General features: G+C 47.7%; 16 protein-coding genes. 10 read left to right on the top strand and 6 right to left on the bottom strand.

The window, feature by feature from the left end:
* Positions 1-36 precede the first annotated feature (36 nt).
* Positions 37-645 carry a dTDP-4-dehydrorhamnose 3,5-epimerase gene (rfbC, locus tag ACYVUT_RS09910; protein ID WP_439775937.1) on the top strand — a complete coding sequence of 203 codons (609 nt, stop codon included), beginning with the start codon at positions 37-39 and terminating at the stop codon, positions 643-645.
* A gap of 15 nt (positions 646-660) precedes the next feature.
* Complete coding sequence (gene rfbD, locus ACYVUT_RS09905; RefSeq protein ID WP_439775936.1) at positions 661-1,635, top strand: dTDP-4-dehydrorhamnose reductase; 975 nt, start codon at positions 661-663, stop codon at positions 1,633-1,635.
* Positions 1,636-1,739: 104 nt separating this feature from the next.
* On the opposite strand, the gene ACYVUT_RS09900 is transcribed toward rfbD, so the two are convergent.
* Positions 1,740-3,710: an FAD-dependent oxidoreductase gene (locus tag ACYVUT_RS09900; RefSeq protein WP_439775935.1), complete on the bottom strand. Its 1,971-nt coding sequence runs from the start codon at positions 3,708-3,710 to the stop codon at positions 1,740-1,742.
* A 127-nt stretch (positions 3,711-3,837) separates the two neighbouring features.
* Between ACYVUT_RS09900 and ACYVUT_RS09895 the strand changes: the two genes are divergently transcribed.
* The 8 genes from ACYVUT_RS09895 to msrB all read left to right on the top strand — a co-directional run bounded on the left by ACYVUT_RS09895 (position 3,838) and on the right by msrB (position 11,987).
* Positions 3,838-4,722: a LysR family transcriptional regulator gene (locus ACYVUT_RS09895; RefSeq protein ID WP_484498904.1), complete on the top strand. Its 885-nt coding sequence runs from the start codon at positions 3,838-3,840 to the stop codon at positions 4,720-4,722.
* A gap of 437 nt (positions 4,723-5,159) precedes the next feature.
* Positions 5,160-5,879, top strand: a complete 720-nt coding sequence (locus ACYVUT_RS09890) for an AlbA family DNA-binding domain-containing protein (RefSeq protein WP_484498905.1) — start codon at positions 5,160-5,162, stop codon at positions 5,877-5,879.
* 135 nt (positions 5,880-6,014) lie between these two features.
* Entirely contained in the window at positions 6,015-7,721 is a 1,707-nt protein-coding gene (locus tag ACYVUT_RS09885) for an RNA-guided endonuclease TnpB family protein (RefSeq protein WP_484499363.1), read from the top strand.
* 451 nt (positions 7,722-8,172) lie between these two features.
* Complete coding sequence (locus tag ACYVUT_RS09880; protein WP_484501970.1) at positions 8,173-9,747, top strand: ATP-binding protein; 1,575 nt, start codon at positions 8,173-8,175, stop codon at positions 9,745-9,747.
* A 50-nt stretch (positions 9,748-9,797) separates the two neighbouring features.
* The gene (locus ACYVUT_RS09875) at positions 9,798-10,802 is read left to right on the top strand and encodes a Fic family protein (RefSeq protein WP_484501969.1); all 1,005 of its coding nucleotides are present in this window, start codon (positions 9,798-9,800) and stop codon (positions 10,800-10,802) included.
* A gap of 59 nt (positions 10,803-10,861) precedes the next feature.
* A complete protein-coding gene (locus tag ACYVUT_RS09870) occupies positions 10,862-11,143 on the top strand; it encodes a type II toxin-antitoxin system RelE/ParE family toxin (RefSeq protein WP_439774867.1) in 282 nt (93 codons plus the stop codon).
* A gap of 18 nt (positions 11,144-11,161) precedes the next feature.
* Positions 11,162-11,485: a HigA family addiction module antitoxin gene (locus ACYVUT_RS09865; protein WP_484501968.1), complete on the top strand. Its 324-nt coding sequence runs from the start codon at positions 11,162-11,164 to the stop codon at positions 11,483-11,485.
* A 76-nt stretch (positions 11,486-11,561) separates the two neighbouring features.
* The gene (gene msrB / locus ACYVUT_RS09860) at positions 11,562-11,987 is read left to right on the top strand and encodes a peptide-methionine (R)-S-oxide reductase MsrB (protein ID WP_439774865.1); all 426 of its coding nucleotides are present in this window, start codon (positions 11,562-11,564) and stop codon (positions 11,985-11,987) included.
* A 52-nt stretch (positions 11,988-12,039) separates the two neighbouring features.
* Here msrB and ACYVUT_RS09855 read toward each other — a convergent pair whose 3' ends face one another.
* The 5 genes from ACYVUT_RS09855 to ACYVUT_RS09835 form a co-directional block, all read right to left on the bottom strand.
* Positions 12,040-12,834: an ABC transporter ATP-binding protein gene (locus tag ACYVUT_RS09855; protein WP_484498906.1), complete on the bottom strand. Its 795-nt coding sequence runs from the start codon at positions 12,832-12,834 to the stop codon at positions 12,040-12,042.
* Positions 12,835-12,836: 2 nt separating this feature from the next.
* Complete coding sequence (locus ACYVUT_RS09850; protein ID WP_439774863.1) at positions 12,837-13,784, bottom strand: ABC transporter permease; 948 nt, start codon at positions 13,782-13,784, stop codon at positions 12,837-12,839.
* 46 nt (positions 13,785-13,830) lie between these two features.
* A complete protein-coding gene (locus tag ACYVUT_RS09845) occupies positions 13,831-14,820 on the bottom strand; it encodes an ABC transporter substrate-binding protein (RefSeq protein WP_439774862.1) in 990 nt (329 codons plus the stop codon).
* Positions 14,821-15,092: 272 nt separating this feature from the next.
* A complete protein-coding gene (locus tag ACYVUT_RS09840) occupies positions 15,093-16,274 on the bottom strand; it encodes an MFS transporter (RefSeq protein ID WP_439774861.1) in 1,182 nt (393 codons plus the stop codon).
* Positions 16,275-16,290: 16 nt separating this feature from the next.
* Positions 16,291-17,688: a subtype B tannase gene (locus ACYVUT_RS09835; RefSeq protein WP_484498907.1), complete on the bottom strand. Its 1,398-nt coding sequence runs from the start codon at positions 17,686-17,688 to the stop codon at positions 16,291-16,293.
* Positions 17,689-17,753: the final 65 nt, after the last annotated feature.

The raw sequence follows: 17,753 nt of genomic DNA, 5'->3' as shown, positions 1-17,753 counted from the left end.
TTTTGGATTTTTTAAAAAAAGAAAGAAGATATCAAAATGGGTCAAATTAAAGTTGAAAAGAACGTCGGCGGCATCGAAGGCTTGGCAGTCATTACGCCAGCAGTTCACGGGGACGACCGCGGCTACTTCATGGAAACCTACAACGAAAATGATATGAAGGAAGCTGGCTTTGACATTAACTTTGTCCAAGACAACCAATCTTCATCAACTAAGGGCGTTTTGCGCGGCCTCCACTTCCAAAAGCACTTCCCACAATGCAAGCTGGTTCGCGCTGTTCGCGGTGACGTTTTTGACGTGGCCGTTGACCTGCGCAGCGACTCCAAGACCTACGGCAAGTGGTACGGGGTTGAACTGACCGCTGAAAACAAGAAGCAATTCTTGATTCCAGAAGGTTTTGCCCACGGCTTCCTGGTTTTGAGCGATGTAGCTGAATTCTGCTACAAGGTTAACGACTTCTGGCACCCAAACGATGAAGGCGGCATGGCTTGGAACGACCCTGAAATCGGGATTGAATGGCCACAAGTTGTTGGCGAATACCCAGGCTCAGCTGACGCCAGCGGCTACGCTTTGGAAGACGGCACTAAGCTGACTTTGTCCGACAAGGACCAAAAGTGGCAAGGGCTTAAGGACACTTTCAAGTTTTAATTGGGAGGAAAAAGCATGAAGGTTTTCGTAACTGGCGTCAACGGTCAACTGGGCCACGACGTGATGAACGAATTGGCTAAGCGCGGCTACGAAGGCGTAGGCAGCGACTTGGTTCCAGAATACAGCGGGATCGCTGACGGCTCAGCTGTTACTACTGCACCTTACGTTTCCCTGGACATTACTGATGCAGAAGGCGTAAAGAAGGCCATCAAGGAAGTAAATCCGGACGTGATCGTTCACTGCGCTGCCTGGACTGCGGTTGATCTGGCTGAAGATGACGACAAGGTTGAAGCTGTCCGCAAGGTTAACACTGAAGGTACCCAAAACATCGCCAACGTAGCCAAGGAATTAGACGTGCCAATGGTTTACATCTCCACTGACTACGTTTTCGATGGCCAGGGCACTACGCCATGGGACCCGGATTTCAAGGGCTACAAGCCAATGAACGTTTACGGGGAAACCAAGCTGGGCGGGGAACTTGCCGTATCTGAAACTTTGGACAAGTACTTCATTGTCCGCATCGCCTGGGTCTTCGGCTTGAACGGGAAGAACTTCATCAAGACCATGCTTAATGTGGGTAAGACTCATGATGAAGTCAAGGTGGTCAGCGACCAAATCGGTACGCCAACTTACACTTTGGACTTGGCCCGTCTTTTGGTCGACATGATCGAAACCGACAAGTATGGCTACTACCACGCAACCAACGCGGAATTGCCGGAAACTGCCAGCGGCTATGATGAAAACGGCACCAAGACCGGTTATATCAGCTGGTACGATTTCACCAAGGAAATCTACCGCCAGGCTGGCTACAAGACCAAGGTAACCCCGGTTACCACGGAAGAATACGGCCTCTCCAAGGCTGTACGGCCGTTCAACTCACGTTTGGACAAGAGCAAGCTGGAAAAGAACGGCTTCAAGCCGCTGCCAACTTGGCCAGACGCCGTGCACCGCTACTTGGAAGCCTTGAAGGCTGACGGCTTCTTTGACTAAGCAATTTTTGCAAGCACTGGACGATTGTCCGGTGCTTTTTTGCTAGAAAAAAAGTGCCGAATGACTGCTCAGCTAAGCAATCATTCAGCACTAATTCAAGCTGCTTAAAGTTTTTCGTATAATTCTTCTGCTAAAAGTCGGCCTTCAGTGGAGTAGCAGGCATAGGAGAAGCCACCCATGTAGTATTCGGTGAACAAGTCACTGGTTGACATTTCACCTACCGCGTAGAGGTCGCGGAAGTCAGAACCATCTGCTTTCTTTACTGCAAAGGTATCATGGTTGATCTTCACCCCGCCGATCGTGCCCCAGGAACCAGGCATTACGTAGAAGGCGTAGAGCTGCTTTTCATTCAAGGGTCTGATCTTGGATTGCGGCTTGCCGAATTCATCATTGCCATCTGCGGCAGCCTGCTTGTAGCTGGCAAAGGTCCGCTCAAGCTGCTTTTCGTCCAGGCTCAGCTTTTCAGCCAATTCAGCAACAGAAGCAGCCGTTACGTAAAGCTTGGCATTTTCATCCAGCTTATGGATTCCCTGGCGCAGAATTTCCGGCAGGTTTTCGTCATCGTAAAGCAAATAGTATCTGTCACTGCCGTGGCGGTACATTCTTGAGGTGACTTTCAAGCTGTCATAAGGTGCTTCATTGGTAAAGCGCTTGGCCTGACTGTCAATGATCATGCCGGTTGAATAGTCGGGAACGTTGTTCCAGGTAATGTATAATTGCGGGTTGAAGTCAAGATTACCATTTTTGTAAACATCGTTGTCGGAGAAGGCGGCCCCGATTTCTTGAAGCAGCTGGTAGCCGTCAGCAGTGTTTTCCCGGCTGGCCTGGTTGAAGACATGCACGCTGGCTACCGCAGGCGTGTTCTTTTTAAGCAGGTCTGGAGCATATGACGCGCCGCCAGTAGCCATAACGACGGAGCCAGCAGTAATCGTAAAGTCAGAGCCGTCTTTGCTTTCGACCTTGATGCCGGTTGCCTTGTCGCCATCTGTCAAAATTTGGGTAACCCGGCTGTTGAGGATGATCTTGCCACCATGCTTTTTGATGATGTCACTGAGAAGTTCATCGACTCTGGCCCCGTTGGCGAAATTGCCGTAAACGATCGGCCCTTGACCAATGAATGTTCCCTTGGTATTGGTCATGCTGACCAGTTGGTCAAAAGTCTTGCCGGATTCAGTCATCAGCTTCTTCATGAACTCTCTGTCGTGCGCCTTTTGGGCATCGGCGTTAACGTTGTCAACATAAGTCATGATGCTATCGATACTGTTGTCAATGCCTTGCTTTTTAGCGAGCTTGGAGTTTGCTAAGGCGTAAACGGCTCCCGCGTATCTTGAAGAGCCGCCAACTTGCTCGCCTTTGGCCACGACAACGACGTCCAGACCCTTAGTGGCAGCGAAGGCACCAGTCATTAAGCCACTTAAGCCGGCTCCGGCAATAACGACGTCGGCGGTTAAATCTTCATGGTTGATGGTCAGTGGACGGTGGTAGGCCTTGCTGGTCCAGGCAGCTAAGTTACCGCCGGCTTTTTCCACTGCATCCTCGCTGGCGGAAATAATTGCCTTTGAAGTGAGGGTAGCGCCGGAAACCGCGTCAACGTTCAAGGTCTGCTGGCTGACGATTTCCTTGGGAATCAGCTTTACGGCCTCATCGCCAACATTTGGCGTTTCATGGCTGGAGATAATTTTGAGATCGCCGATGCGGTGGTCAAAAACGTCAAGCTTAACGGCTAATTGCCCGCCGTGCCCGGATCCATAGCCGATATAGCTGCCTTCAGTTAAGGCGAGGCTGGTTGACTTTGCCTTGCCTTCGGCTTGTCTCAAGGCATCTTTCACTGCTGCTTTAACGCCTTTGGTGGTCAGGCTGGCGCCGGTTACACCGTCGATATCAGCGGATTGCTTGTCGATGATCTGCTTAGCGAGTTCTTCATCAGCGCTTTGGCCCACGTTTCTGCTTTCGTTTTTCAAGTCAAGGCTTGCCTTGGTTATCTCGCTTTCGTTGACGGTTAGTGAGACGCTTAGGTCGCCAATACCTTTGCCCTTGCCAGTGTAAGTGCCGGGGTTAAATTTGCTTTTTGTCATTGTTTTGTCTCCTATACTCTGTGTTCAATTTTTTCTCTACACATAAATCTTAATTTTTTCCCTTATCAGACAGAAGTATTAAAATGTTAGTAGCTAATAACCAGAAGTTGCAAGTAGGTAGCAAAAAATGAACGATCAACTGAAAACATTTATTGCGGTGGCTGACAACCAAAGCTTTAATAAGGCAGCCAATGAATTGTATCTTTCAGCCCCGGCAGTCATTAAGCAAGTTAACCATTTGGAAGATTCTATAAAAATAAAGTTGTTTGACCGTAATCATAATGGTGTTACGTTGACGGAAGCAGGCAAATCGTTCTATAAGGATGCCGTCAGGCTGTTATCGGCTTACGACCAGTCGATCGACCGTGCCAGAAACGCGACGGGAAAGAAGATGTCGATCAAGATCGGTGCTGGACCGCTCGCGACAGGAACAGCGACCACCAATTTGTGGGTTGAAGTTGGGAAAAGACTTCCCCAGCTTCGGTTTCAGTTCATCCCCTGTTCCTGCTCCTTGGGCAACTTTAATGAATTTTTGGCGGGAATCGGTAAAGACTTTGACTTGGTTTCTTCAGTTTATGATGAGAAGCTCTTAAGCGAGTACGATATCCAGGCTTTGCGGCTGGACATCACCCCGTTAAGACTGTCAGTCCCTGTCAATAACCCCCTGGCTAAAAAGGATGAGCTTACTTTAAGAGATTTGGATAACCAGAAGATTGCTCTGCCAGCCAAGGGGAAATTCCAGTGCTTTGACCAGGCCAGGGACTTCTTAAAGCAGAATCCGAAAATTGACCTGCAGGAGATTTCCGGCTTTGACATGAACGTACTGAATCAATGCGTTTCTAATGACTGGCTGCTTTGTTCCGCGGAGGACTGGCAAACCGCGCATCCCTTCTTGAAGGCAAAGAAGGTGGCTTGGAATTGTACCGTGCCTTTCGGCATCGTGTACAGCAAGAGGCCGTCGGCAACCGTGATTGAAGTAATCGATCTCTTAAAAGAAAGTAGCGTTTTTTAGCAAAAGGCTTCCTTAGACTAAGCAATTTTTTAAAGCACTGGATGTGAAATCCGGTGCTTTTTTGCATACTCATGGTAATCATCCAAGTGGCAGCAAATAGAGCGCGGCGTAGGACTAAACAAGCAAAATATGATATTATAGGTAATAAGGTAGATAGCGCCGTGCACACCATGTGTCAAGCGTGGTGCTGCAAAAAGATATAAACGCCCTCTTGGAATATGCTCTCAATTTCCAAGGGGGTTTTCGTTTGCCCAAAAATCGGCCAAAAATTTTTGTGGCAAGAACTTCTCCTAGAAAGGCGCTAGCGGTGGCTGGTTTACAAATAGTTTGCTGTGTAAGAATGCTGTAGTGACGGGAATCCTCTACCGAATACATGTTCCAAGAAAATCTGGCTTGGCAGGAATAGAATGGGGGCAGATGGTAGGAGGATAGGGACTATGGATTACACAGACATTCAGAACATAGAAGAAGTCGAGGCAAGTCGTCTCGATTTTAAAGAAAAAGTAGAGCTTGTCAAAGCTAAAAGCTGGCTGAAGACGGTCGTTGCTTTTGCCAATACGGATGGTGGACATATTGTTTTTGGCGTGACTGATGATCATAAATTTGTGGGACTGGAAAACCCGCAAGAGGCTTCGTCAAAGATCTCAGAAAAAATTGTCTCTATGGTATCGCCTAATCCGTTATTCACGCTTACACAAATTGGAGGTTTGCCAAAGGGGGTGGTTTGCATAGATCTTAAAGTAGAGGCGGGTCCGGATTATCCTTACCGCTACGTAAATAGCCAAAGCCGGCAAGCCTTTGTCAGAAGAGGCGACAGATCTGAGAAAGCTTCGGATGTAGAGCTTAATGCTTTGATTTTAAGAGGACAAAACAGGACCTATGACGCTTTACCAAGCTCTTATAAATTGTCTGACGTCAGTTTTACGCTCTTAGCGGCGACCTTTAAAAAGATGACCGGTGATGACTTTGACATGACAAAAGATCTTGAATCGATGGGGCTTGTCGATTCAAGTGGCAGGGTTACAAATGCCGGACTGCTAATGTGCGATCAAGGATATTTGCGGCAATCAGTGGTTGTTTGTACTAGGTGGAAGGGGGTAGAAAAAGGTTCGGTTGATGGGAAGTCAACAGCTGTAAAAATATATAGTCAAAAATAGCAATTAAAGACTACTAATGCTTATTTGTAGTCTTTTATATTCTAGGTCATGTTATCAATGTATTTGGACGATCTTCTGTGGTATAATACGGCTAGACGCGAACATAAGATCGTAAAAAGAAAGTCGTTTCCTAAAATGACCAGAAAAGTGAGAAGAACTCAAACTAAGACAGTTAGAGCCTACACCGTAAAGTTAAATGGTGACGAACTAAAAGAATTGGATGAGCTGTTCACTGCTTACGGCAAGTGCAAAGACTTCCTTTATTCACAGTTGTGCGGTATCAACCACATGATAGATGTTGCTAACTGGTATGGCCCTCGAGATAAAATCCGCGAGCATGACGGTGAAATCAAGAAAGCCCGCAAAGCGGTCAAAGACTGGAAAAAGGCCTACAAGGAGAACAAAGCTCAAGGATTGAAATCTCCCGATTCAAGAACCGTCAGACTCTCAAAGCAAAAGCTTCTGAGCGAGCAATTTGGAATTCAAGGCCGGCATGTAACAGAAGCGGTTAAAGACGTGTGCATGAATCTCAACTCCATGTGGTCAAATCTTGGCTTGAAACTGAAAAGGATGGTTCAAGCTAACGATGCATTGTCTAATGCTGAGCGCCAGTATCTCAATTATATCTTCACTTCTCCATATTACTGGCAACTCATTCTGCAGAGACGTGAGAATGAAGCACAGCCAAATGAAGAAATGAGCCAGTATCCTGCACTAAGAGCCGCTTTATCCGAGGAGCAGCTTCGTCACTGCTTTGGATATATCAGACGACTCACCAGAAAACATAAGCCCTACCCTCATTCAACCGCTGCACGATGCATGCTCTGTGACGAAATGATGTGGAGAGTTGTTGAAAAAGACGGCTCAAGCTACCTAGAAATCATGACGGCAAAATGCAGAAAGAAAAAGCAGTTTAAGCTGACAGGGCCATACTGCTATGCCAACAAGAAGAAACGTGGCGACATCCAGCTCATTCTTGATCGAGACAAGAAGCGGCTGGAAGTTCATCGTGCTATTAAAGCTGTTGCTCATGAGATCCGCAAGCCACGGAAGAAACTGGGTATGGACAAGGGATTGGCAACTCTCATCTCATGCAGCAGTGATCAAGAATATGGAGCAGATTTCAGCAAGCTGGTAGGTGCTGAAGTTGAGCGGATCGATAACCGCAATACAAATCGTAATGAGTACATACAGTCAGCTAAGGAATTAAGAGAAGAAAAGTCTGCTTTGCAAGAAAAGTTAGCCAAGGATTATTCAGCTAAGACAAAGAAACGTATCAAACACCGCATTGAAAGTCTTGAGCGCCAAATTGCTCGTCTTGAAGAACACCATCTTGGCAACAAGCTCTACCACCGCCAACACGAAAGAAAGCAACGCAATATGGAGCGGGTGATAAACACAAGCATTAGACAGATGCTTGTGGCAGAAGATCCAGATGTTCTTGTCAAGGAAGATCTGACTTTTGCTAAGGAAAAGTTGCCTAAAACGTCAAACCGCTATGAAGCAAAAGTGAGACGAAAGTTATCGTCATGGACTAAAGGAAGACTTGATAAACGTATCGGGTATTTATGTGGCAGTCTGGGAATTCAAACCATTGACGTTAATCCAGCATATACGTCTCAGTTCTGTCCAAGATGTGGTGCGCATTTCAGTGAAAGAAAAGGTGCACATCATGAAACAGCCGTCTGCCCAAACTGTGGAGAAATGAACGCAAATACAGCAGCAGCGGTAAATATTTTGCAAAGAGCGGATGACAAAGAAATAACGAAATATATGCCATACAAGAATGTTAAGTTGATTCTTGAAGACCGTTACGCAAACAAACAGTTGGTGATGGCATAGTCTATCAATCAAAGCGTCACAAGCGTGGGTTCGTCCCTGCTTCAAGTCATGGACTGGGCGCTGCCCTAGAGCCTCGGCACTAGGGAAACTTAGGATATATTCCTGCCCGTTTTGTGAGACTGAGTCTTCGGGCTTTGTTAAGCAAAATATGGCGAACTCTTTGACTGTGCGTATGATAAAAGTATCAGAAGCTAAGGGAAACTTTAGTGGAGGTACATACAACTGAGCGCACAAGGCATTTCCCTGTGAAAAAGCCTAAAAAAATCCTCTAGCTGAAGCTAGAGGACAAGAATATGTTCATTAGTGTTCACTTGAATATTAATGGATATGTTTTTGAATTCGGGATGCTCTGGATGATAAAGAGTATAGAGATGCGAGTTTAATAACGCTGCTGTCAAATGCTGAGGATTTCATCCGCACTAATTCTAAAAATAGGTGGACGATTAGGGGAATGGTAAGAGAAGAGAAAAGCGATTATCCATTCAAAGCAGTTAGAGAAGTTCTCGTGAACGCTTTAATCCACCGGAACTATCAGATTTTAGGAACTGAAATTCATGTGGATATCTTTGATGACCGCATGGAGATAATGTCCCCTGGTGGAATGATGAGCGGCAGTCGTATACAGAATATGAATAAAGAACATATTCCCTCAATGAGAAGAAATGAAAAGATTTCAGATATCTTTGGGCGGCTGGGTTTTATGGATCGTAGAGGTAGCGGTATTCAGCGCATACTGAATTCGTACAAGAACTATAGCAAAGAGCCGACTTTCTATTCTGATGAAAACATCTTCCTTGTTACTATGCCCAACAGAAGCTTTACGGGCACTAAGAGAGTACAAAAAATCCCGCCACAGTATACTGGAAAAGTCACGTTAGCGAACAAATCTAAGGGTCAAACGGTTGAGAAAAGTTCGCTAACGAAGAAAGTTGTCGGCCAAACCGATAAGAAATCCACGTTAGCGAACAAATCTAAGGGTCAAACGGTTGAGAAAAGTTCGCTAACGAAGAAAGTTGTCGGCCAAGCCGATGAGAAAACCATGTTAGCGAACAAATCTAAGGAGCAAATGGCTGAGAAAGGTTCGCTAACGAAGGAAGTTGGGCCACAAACCGATGAGAAAGTCACGTTAGCGAACAAATCTAAGGGCCAAACGGTTGAGAAAGGTTCGCTAACGAAGAAAGTTGTCGGCCGAACCGATGAGAAATCTACGTTAGCGAACAAATCTAAAGGGCAAATGGCTGAGAAAGGTTCGCTAACGAAGGAAGTTGTCGGCCAAGCCGATGAGAAATCCACGTTAGCGAACAAATCTAAGGGGCAAATGGCTGAGAAAGATTCGCTAACGAAGGAAGTTGTCGGCAAAATCGATGATAAAGTAGCGTTAGCGAATAAACTTGTCGGCCAAACCGTCGAGAAGAGTGCGTTAACGAATAAAGTTAGCGGCCAAACCGCCGAGAAAAGTACGTTAACGAATAAAGTTAGCGGCCAAACCGTCGAGAAAAGTGCGTTAGCGAATAAACTTGACGGCCAAACCGCCGAGAAGAGTGCGTTAGCGAATAAACTTGACGGCCAAACCGCCGAGAAGAGTGCGTTAGCGAATAAACTTGTCGGCCAAACCGTCGAAAAAAGTGCGTTAGCGAATAAACTTAGCGGTCAAATCGTTGAAAAAAGTGCGTTAGCGAATAAACTTGGAGCACAAAATATTGAAAAGAGCTTTTTAGAGTATGAGATAAAAGCAGAAGATTTACCGATCAGATTAGACCCGCCTGCAGTAGACAATATAATTGACGCAATTGAAAAAATTGGCAAGCAAAAGAATAGACAAGGTCCCTTTCAAGCTCGAACATTAGAGAAACTAGCTGATTTTTATATGAAATATAAATCAGATTATTCATTCAATAGAGACGCATTGGCCATCTTTTTTAATATTAGGCCTGATGCGGCAACAAGGATTATACGAAAATGTTGTGACCTTGGAATTATGAGACGGGAAAAGAGAGGCGTATACTTCTTTATAAATTTAGATTAGGTAGTAAGAGCTAAAGCTTGCTGCTTTAAGGGAAAGAAGGAGGCAGGAAGATGAAGCTGTATCAGCCTTTGGAGATTACAAAATACCAGCATGAGTATGACACAGATTTCTCCGTTGAAACGGAATATCTGTGGCGTTTAAACAATGTTTCAGCAGTTGTGACTCAGATGCATCCCTTGCTTGACTACAAAAAGGATGGCCGGCAGACCGCGCAGTACCAGCTCTTCTTCATCTACACGGCTGAGATGGTTAGGCTGTTCAACAAGTTTAACCGCAACTCTTGGGAGCTCGTTCAAGTAAGTCAAGATTTGCCCGAGGCAGCTGTCAGTCACTTTCTGGATGACCTCCTTCTTGACGAAATCATTAACACCAACAGTATAGAAGGCGTCGAAACCGATGTAGCCGAACTTAGCGCAATCATCAAAAGTATCGGTGATCATCCAGAAGAGCAGGGGAAGCGGCTTGGGTCAATGGTTCGCATGTACCGGGGTAGCTTTCCAAAAATCAATTGTTTGCAGGATTTCCGTGATATCTACGACGAACTTCTTAGAGGTGAAATTTCAGCAGACAAGCAGCCAAACGGCCAGCTTTTCCGGGATGAACTGCCCTATGGCACCATCGTAATTGGCTCAGCTACCAAAATTGTCCATGTTCCGCCGGCATCTGAACTTGCTATCTCTGAGGCCTTAAGCAGCTTGATCACCTTTATGAACAAAGCCGATCTGCCAGCAATTTTCAAAGCTCTTATAACTCACTTCTTCTTTGAGAACATGCATCCCTTCTTGGACGGCAATGGCCGGATGGGCCGGTATCTTTTGTCTGCCTATCTGTCTAATAAGTATGATCGTTTTACTGGCTTTTCTGTTTCTACGGCAATTCATGCTCAACTGCCTAGCTATTATCGTATTTTCCAAGAAGCTGATAGAGCAGAAAACAGGGCAGAGCTGACTTTCTTCGTTGAAGAAATGCTACGGATCTTAACTGCTGGACAAGAGAGTCTTAAAAAGTCTGCGCTGAAGTTGAGAGACCATGACATGACTGTTTTTTTAGAATAACTAAGTTGTCGGCAGTGCATCTGTTTGGCATGTACACGTAAAATGGGCATAATAAAATCATGATTACTAGCATAGCAGATAAAGAGACTGAGAAAGTCTTCAATCAAATTTTTTCAAAGCGTATTCCGAAAGAAATTCAAAGAAAAGCTTTGATGAAATTGATTATGATCGATGCGGCACAATCATTAAATGACTTGCTGATGCCACCTGCAAACAGGTTGGAAAAGTTGCAAGGAAATAGAGAAGGACAATACAGCATCCGAATTAATTCGCAATACCGGATTTGCTTCAATTTCGAAGACGGAGATGCTGAAAATGTCGAAATAGTGGACTATCACTAGAGCTTAGAGGTGACCGAAATGACTGAACATATCAAGACGCCTACAGTTGGTGAAATTCTCAATGAAGAATTCATGCAGCCGTTAGACCTTAGTGCTTACAAGCTGGCACAGTACATTAATGTTCCAACGTCTAGAATCCAGGATATCTTGCATGACAGACGGAAAATCACTGCTGACACTTCACTCAGATTAGCCAAGTTCTTCGGCGTGTCAGATGCTTACTTCCTTAATCTGCAGAGTGATATTGATCTGCGGGATGCAAAGAAGAAGCTTAGCCGTGACTTGTCAGCAATTAAGCCTTTTACAGAGGTACAGGCCAAAAATAAGGAATCTCTTAATTAATTTCTTGATCCAGATCAAGGCCTCGCGAATCCATCCAAGCTACAATAGCCTTATCTAAATAGATGAGGTGATCAAGATGAACGAAAAAGCAGATTTGAAAGACCGGCTGACGCCAATGCAGTATGCCGTGACCCAAAACGCGGCGACTGAACCGCCTTACACCGGTGAGTATGACGACTTTTTTGAAAAAGGAATCTACGTCGACGTAGTCAGCGGGGAAGCCCTCTTTTCCTCTTTGGACAAGTACGATTCCGGCTGTGGTTGGCCAGCCTTTACCAAGCCCCTCGCTAAACTTACCCAGCACCGGGACCAGTCCTTTGGCATGGAAAGAACCGAAGTCCGCAGCCGCCAGGCTGACTCCCACCTGGGCCACGTCTTCACTGACGGCCCTTTGGACAAGGGCGGTCTGCGCTACTGCATCAACTCTGCTGCCCTCAAGTTCATCCCTTACGACCAGCTGGAAGAAGCAGGTTACGGCGAATACCGGCAGCTTTTCGAATAAACGAAAAAACTGACGACTTCCTTGCTTTGGAAATCGCCAGTTTTCTTCTTTTCTAACCTAAAATTGCCTTGTCGCTGGCGAATTCCTCGCCGGACACGACTTCGAACTGGTGGAGCAATTTCTCCACTGTCAGTTTCTTCTTTTCTTCGCCCTTGATGTCCAAAACGACTTTGCCATCGTTCATCATAATCAAGCGGTTGCCGTGGGCAATGGCATCCCTCATGTTGTGAGTCACCATAATCGTGGTCAGTTTGCCTTCCTTGACGATCCGGTCGGTCGCGTTTAAGACCTTTTCCGCCGTCTTCGGGTCAAGCGCCGCCGTGTGTTCATCCAAGAGTAGAACCTTTGGCTTGACCAGAGTTGCCATCAGCAAGGTCAAAGCCTGTCTTTGCCCGCCGGACAAAAGGCCTACTTTAGCAGTCAACCGGTCTTCCAGGCCCAGGTTGAGCACCTTCAGCTTTTCCTTGTATTCTTCCCGTTCTTTAGCGGTAACTTCCCACTTAAGCCCTCTGCGCTTGCCCCGCCGGGCAGCTAAGGCCAAGTTTTCATCAATCTGCATGGTTGCCGCCGTCCCGGTCATTGGATCTTGGAAGACCCGGCCGATCAAAGGCGCCCGTTTAAAGTCCGGTAGGCCAGTTACGTCTTGGCCATCGATAACGATAGAGCCCGTGTCAACCGGCCAAACGCCCGCGATGGCGTTCAAGGTGGTTGACTTGCCGGCCCCGTTGCCCCCGATAACCGTCACGAAGTCGCCGTCTTCCAGCTTCAAGTTGACCCCGTTCAAGGCATGCTTTTCATTAATCGTCCCGGGGTTAAAAGTCTTGGTAATGTTGGTCAGTTCTAGCATTTTTAAGCCCCTTTTCTAGCATTCTTGCCCGCCTTGGCAAAGGAGTTCTTGGCCCGGCTTCTCAGGTATGGCACCGCCAAGAAGAGGGCAACGATGATAGCCGTGAACAGCTTCATCATGTTCGGGTTCATCTTCAGCCACAGAACCAAAGTGTAAACCACGTAGTAGATGATCGCCCCGACTACGACGAAAATCAAGTGGCCGGCAAAGTTGAGCTTCTTGCCCAAAATTGCTTCGCCTAAAACTTCACCGATGATGACAGCAGCCAGGCCGATAACGATTGACCCACGGCCGGCGTTGACGTCAGCAAAACCAGAGTACTGGGAGGACAGGGCACCGGCCACGGCAACTAAGCCGTTGGAGATGGCCAGACCTAAAACCTTCATCCGGTTGATGTTAATGCCTTGTGCCTTGCTCATTTCCGGATTGCAACCGGTCGCTCTAAGGGATGACCCAAGCTCAGTCCCGAAGAACCAGTACATCAAAGCGACCAAAGCGATGACGATCAAACCGCAGACCAAGATAGATTCGTTGACCGTCAAACCAGAGATAACCAGGCCAGGGGTCAAAGAGCTGATGGCCGTGTTGGCCTTGAAGTCCATGATGGCTAAGTTGATGGAGTAGAGGGCATACTGGGTCAAAATCCCGGCCAGGATTGCCGGAATCCCAAAGAGGGTGTGCAGCCAGCCCGTTACCGCGCCGGCCAATAGACCTGCTAAGAGGGCTACCAGAACCGTCAGCCAGGGGTTGACGCCCTTCATGATCAAGACGGCTGAGACTGCCCCGCCTGTAGCGAAGGTCCCGTCAACCGTCAAGTCCGCGATGTCCAAGATCCGGAAAGTAATGTAAACGCCCAGGGCCATAATGCCCCAGAAGAGCCCTTGCGCGACTGACGCTGGCAAACGGCCAGCCAAGTCGAGGAAGCTCAATGATGATAAGTATCCTGCCATAATGTCCTCCAGTCTCAAGCAGCTTTTTACAAAATGAAACTAAAAACTAGTTCTTGTAAGCCTTGTAGCCGGCTGGAACCTTGATGCCCAGCTTCTTGCAGATGGTTGGGTTGTATTCCTTAACTGGGTTCTTGTAGTATTGAACCGGCATTTGACCGACCTTCTTTTCGCCCTTGAGGATTTGCACGGCCATCTTGCCAGTTTGCTTGCCCAGGCCGTAGTAGTCGATAGACAGGGTGGCAACCCCGCACTTGCTCATGATCCCTTCTTCACCGGCGATGATCGGCACCTTGGCCTTCAGAGCCACGTTGTTGATGGTCTTTGCACAGGATGCGGCAGTGTTGTCGGTTGGGATGTAGATGACGTCGCTGGCACTAGCTGCCTGCTGGGTAACAGAGTTGACGTCGTTGGTGTCGGAAAAAGTGTACTTAGTGACCTTTAAGCCGTCCTTCTTGGCGTACTTGGCCACTTCATCAGCCTGGTATTTGGAGTTTGGCTCAGCTGAGCAGTAGAGGATGCCCAGCTTCTTAGCCTTAGGAACAAAGTCCTTGATCATTTTTTCCTGCTTGTCCAAAGGAGCAAGGTCGGAAGTCCCGGAAATGTTGCCGCCAACCGTACCGTTGAACTTCTTCAGGTTCAAGGCCACTTGGTAGTTGGTAACCGCCGTTCCCAAGATTGGAATTGACTTAGTAGCCGCGCTGGCTGCCTGCAGGGATGCCGTCGCGTTGGCCAAAATCAAGTCTTCATTTTCAGAAGCGAAGTTGTTGCAGATCGTGGTGGCCGTTGAGGAGTCACCTTGAGCGTTTTGCGTGTCGAACTTGACATGGCTCTTACCCAGTTCCTTGGTGACTTCATCCTTGAAGCCCTTAGTAGCCGCGTCCAAGGCTTCGTGCTGGACCAGCTGACAGATGCCGATCTTGTAGACCTTGGAAGAAGACTTGCTGGATGATGATGACGATGATGAGCTGCAGCCAGCTGCCGTGAGCGCCATGACGGCTGCGGCAGCGGCGACCATAATTCGCTTGACCTCTTTCATGATTTGTTCCTCCCATATCAGACAAAAAGTAATTTAATATTTCTGTAATCTTTATTTCATAGTCTTAATTTTAAAGGAACTTGGCTTATTGTCAATAGATTTTTCTTTTCAACTGCTAAAAAGATCTCTATTGATAAAACTGCTTATTTTTTGTCAGAGAAAAAGAAATACCGCTAAAGATATCTGCTTAGCGGTATTTCTGAATGATTGAGTTCTGAGGATAATTAGTGATAAAAAGCTATTGATAAGAGATTAGGGAGAATAATCGGATTTTAGTCCAGCATCTTCTTCTTGAGCATAAAACTCATTTCGATAACCAAGAGGACGCAGCAGATGCCGCCGAAGATAAAGCCAAACTGGGAGCTAGTGTTGTCAAAAATCTTCCCAAAAGCAGCATAGAAATAGGTCGACACGAAGTTGGCCACGGAACCGGCTGACAGGGCCAGGCCAGTCAAGCCAGCTGAGTTTTCCTTGGTGGAATTGCGGTTGACGGCGGCCATAACGTATGGCATAAAGAGGCCGAAGGCCAGGGCAACCATGCAGTCACCGGTGATAAAGGCACCCATCCCGTCGCCCAGGCCCATGATGAAGTTGCCGGCCCCAATCAAGGCGATAGCTAAAATCCCGGCATATTTCTTGGCCAGCTGCATGTACTTGCCAAAGAAAAGGCCAGCTACCAAGGAAATGATGGCAACGCCGGCTGTAACATTGGCGGCGTCAGTCGCGGTCCCGGAATGAGTTTCCACGACTGTTAGGCTGAATTCCAGGATTCCGGAACTATAGGCCATATTAAAGAGGAACATGGCCAGCATCCACCAGATGACATTCAAGTTGAGCTTGGTCTTACCTTTAGCTGGCATATCTGCTGGAGCTTGAACTTTTTGGTCTTTTGGCAGGTAGATCCAGGTCAGGAAGAAAATGATCAAACCGATCAAGTAGACACTAAAGCCGGTCCGCCAGCTGGTTTGGATGAAGAGGCCAACGATAAAGGTCATCAAGGTGTTGGCCAGGCCGGAAAAGGCACTTTGGAAGCCCATCAGCTTGTTTCTTTCCTGGTCGGTGTAGTAGTCGGCCAAAAGGCTGGTACCGATTGGCTGAACCAGGCCCACGCTGAAACCCAAGAAGAGGCGGGCAATCAAGATGACGGTGAAGCTGCTGACAAACATGGGCACGATCCCGCTGGCCACGAAGAGCAGGGCCCCGAACATAAGCAGGTTCTTTTTGCCAAATTTGCTGGTCAAAAGGCCAACCAAAACCAGGGCTAAAAGCTGGGTGGCGTTAGGCAGGGAGACGAAGGACTTGAGCATGACGTCTGAGATGCCTGGATAGCTGGCCTTTAAGCTCGGCAGGAAGACTGAGCCCAGGCCCACCCCAGTTAAAAGCAGGGTGGAAGACAGGATCGCGGTCTTGAACATCAAGCTGCCGGAATTGACTTGCTTTTTGCTCTTACTCATTGTGTTCTCCATGACCCTAGCCTTCTTTCTGCATAATCTGGTCGATCCAGGCGAAAAGATCATCTAAGTCATAGTCGCCGCTGTGCGGGATCCCCCATGGCAGGGCAAAGTCGACTTCCTTGTCCTGGTTGGCCAAGAGGGTGGCCAGGATTACCGGAATAGCAAAGGAAGTGTCCCGGTCGCTGGCTCCGTGCCGGATCCGCCAGTACTTTGGCGTGTCTGTCTTGCCGCTGAGCAGGTGGGTAATCGGGTTGACCGCGGCGATCAAATCTGCCGGCGCCAAAGTTGTGTCTACATGGCTGTGTTCTTGAGAGAACTGGGTAAAGTGCCGGGGCTGGCCGCCAATCTCACTGAAGAGGTCGGTTTCCGGACTTTGAGCATCCAAGTCATCAAAGGCAGGAACAGCCTTCATTCTGGTGATGAAGTGGAGGTACTTGTCCCAGTCAAGGCCGGTAACCTTGCCGTCTTCAACCGTCAAGTAGTCAGCTTCCGCTAATTCCGGCTTGTCAGCCAATGCCTTTTGGGCAGAAGCCTTCAAGTATTTGACGATTAAGTCACGGAAAGAGCCGCTGCCGTCTGGGTTTAGGGAAAGAAGGGTGCCAGTTTCCGGATCCTTCAGCTCTAAGGAGTTGAGGTAGGCAATGAACTGGTCTTTTAATTGCGGGGAGAGGGCCTTTTCTTCCTCAGTCAATTCACCGGAGATTGGGACAAAGTTCGGTTCCCCATCCTTGAAGCCGTCAATCTTGGTCCGGTGCCAGTCGTTGATCCCGCAGAATTCCCATTCATAAGCGGCGTCGGCGTGTTCCAAGTTGTGGATCGGGCAGTAGGCGGAAACGGCAAAGATATCGTCAGTCCCAGGTGCTGCTCCGATTTCTGCCAGATATTTGGCAAAAAAGCTGCTGTTGCCGCTAGCACCCGTCAAGGCACTGGTCGCCCCGCCGGCACTGGTCCCGTTGGTGATGATTCTTTGGGCGTTGCCTGGCAGGCGGCCAGAGTTGTACTTAACCCAGCGAACTGCTGCCTTCATGTCGACGATAAAGGCTGGTGCCTTGCCGCTTGCCAAAGTCCGCCCGCGCAGACCAGCTGAAATTACGACATAGCCGCGCTTTAAAGCAGCCACGATGGTTTTGGAGTTGGATGGAAAATTCTTGTTGCCCGGGTAGTCGCGGGGACCTGGCATATAGCCGCCAACCGTGTTGGGCATAAAGATCGGGGCGGTTTCTCTGCTGTAGGCAGCGCACTTTTCGCCTTTAGCGTAGGCGGCGGGAGCGAATACATTCACTTTCTGAATTGGATCTGCAGGCTTAGCCACGTAGTCCAATCCTTCCCAGCTGCAGTATGCAAAGCCGTCCTCTGTCTGCTTGACCGTGTATTTTTCCGGGTCAAAAAGTAATTTTTTGCTTGCTTCTGTCATGTTTTATCTTCCTCCTTCAGATTTCTTACTTAGAATTCTAGGAGGAGAAAACGCTTTTATCAATT

This window comes from Lactobacillus sp. WILCCON 0059, from assembly GCF_057197985.1.
This window is presented reverse-complemented; position numbering and strand designations above follow the sequence as displayed.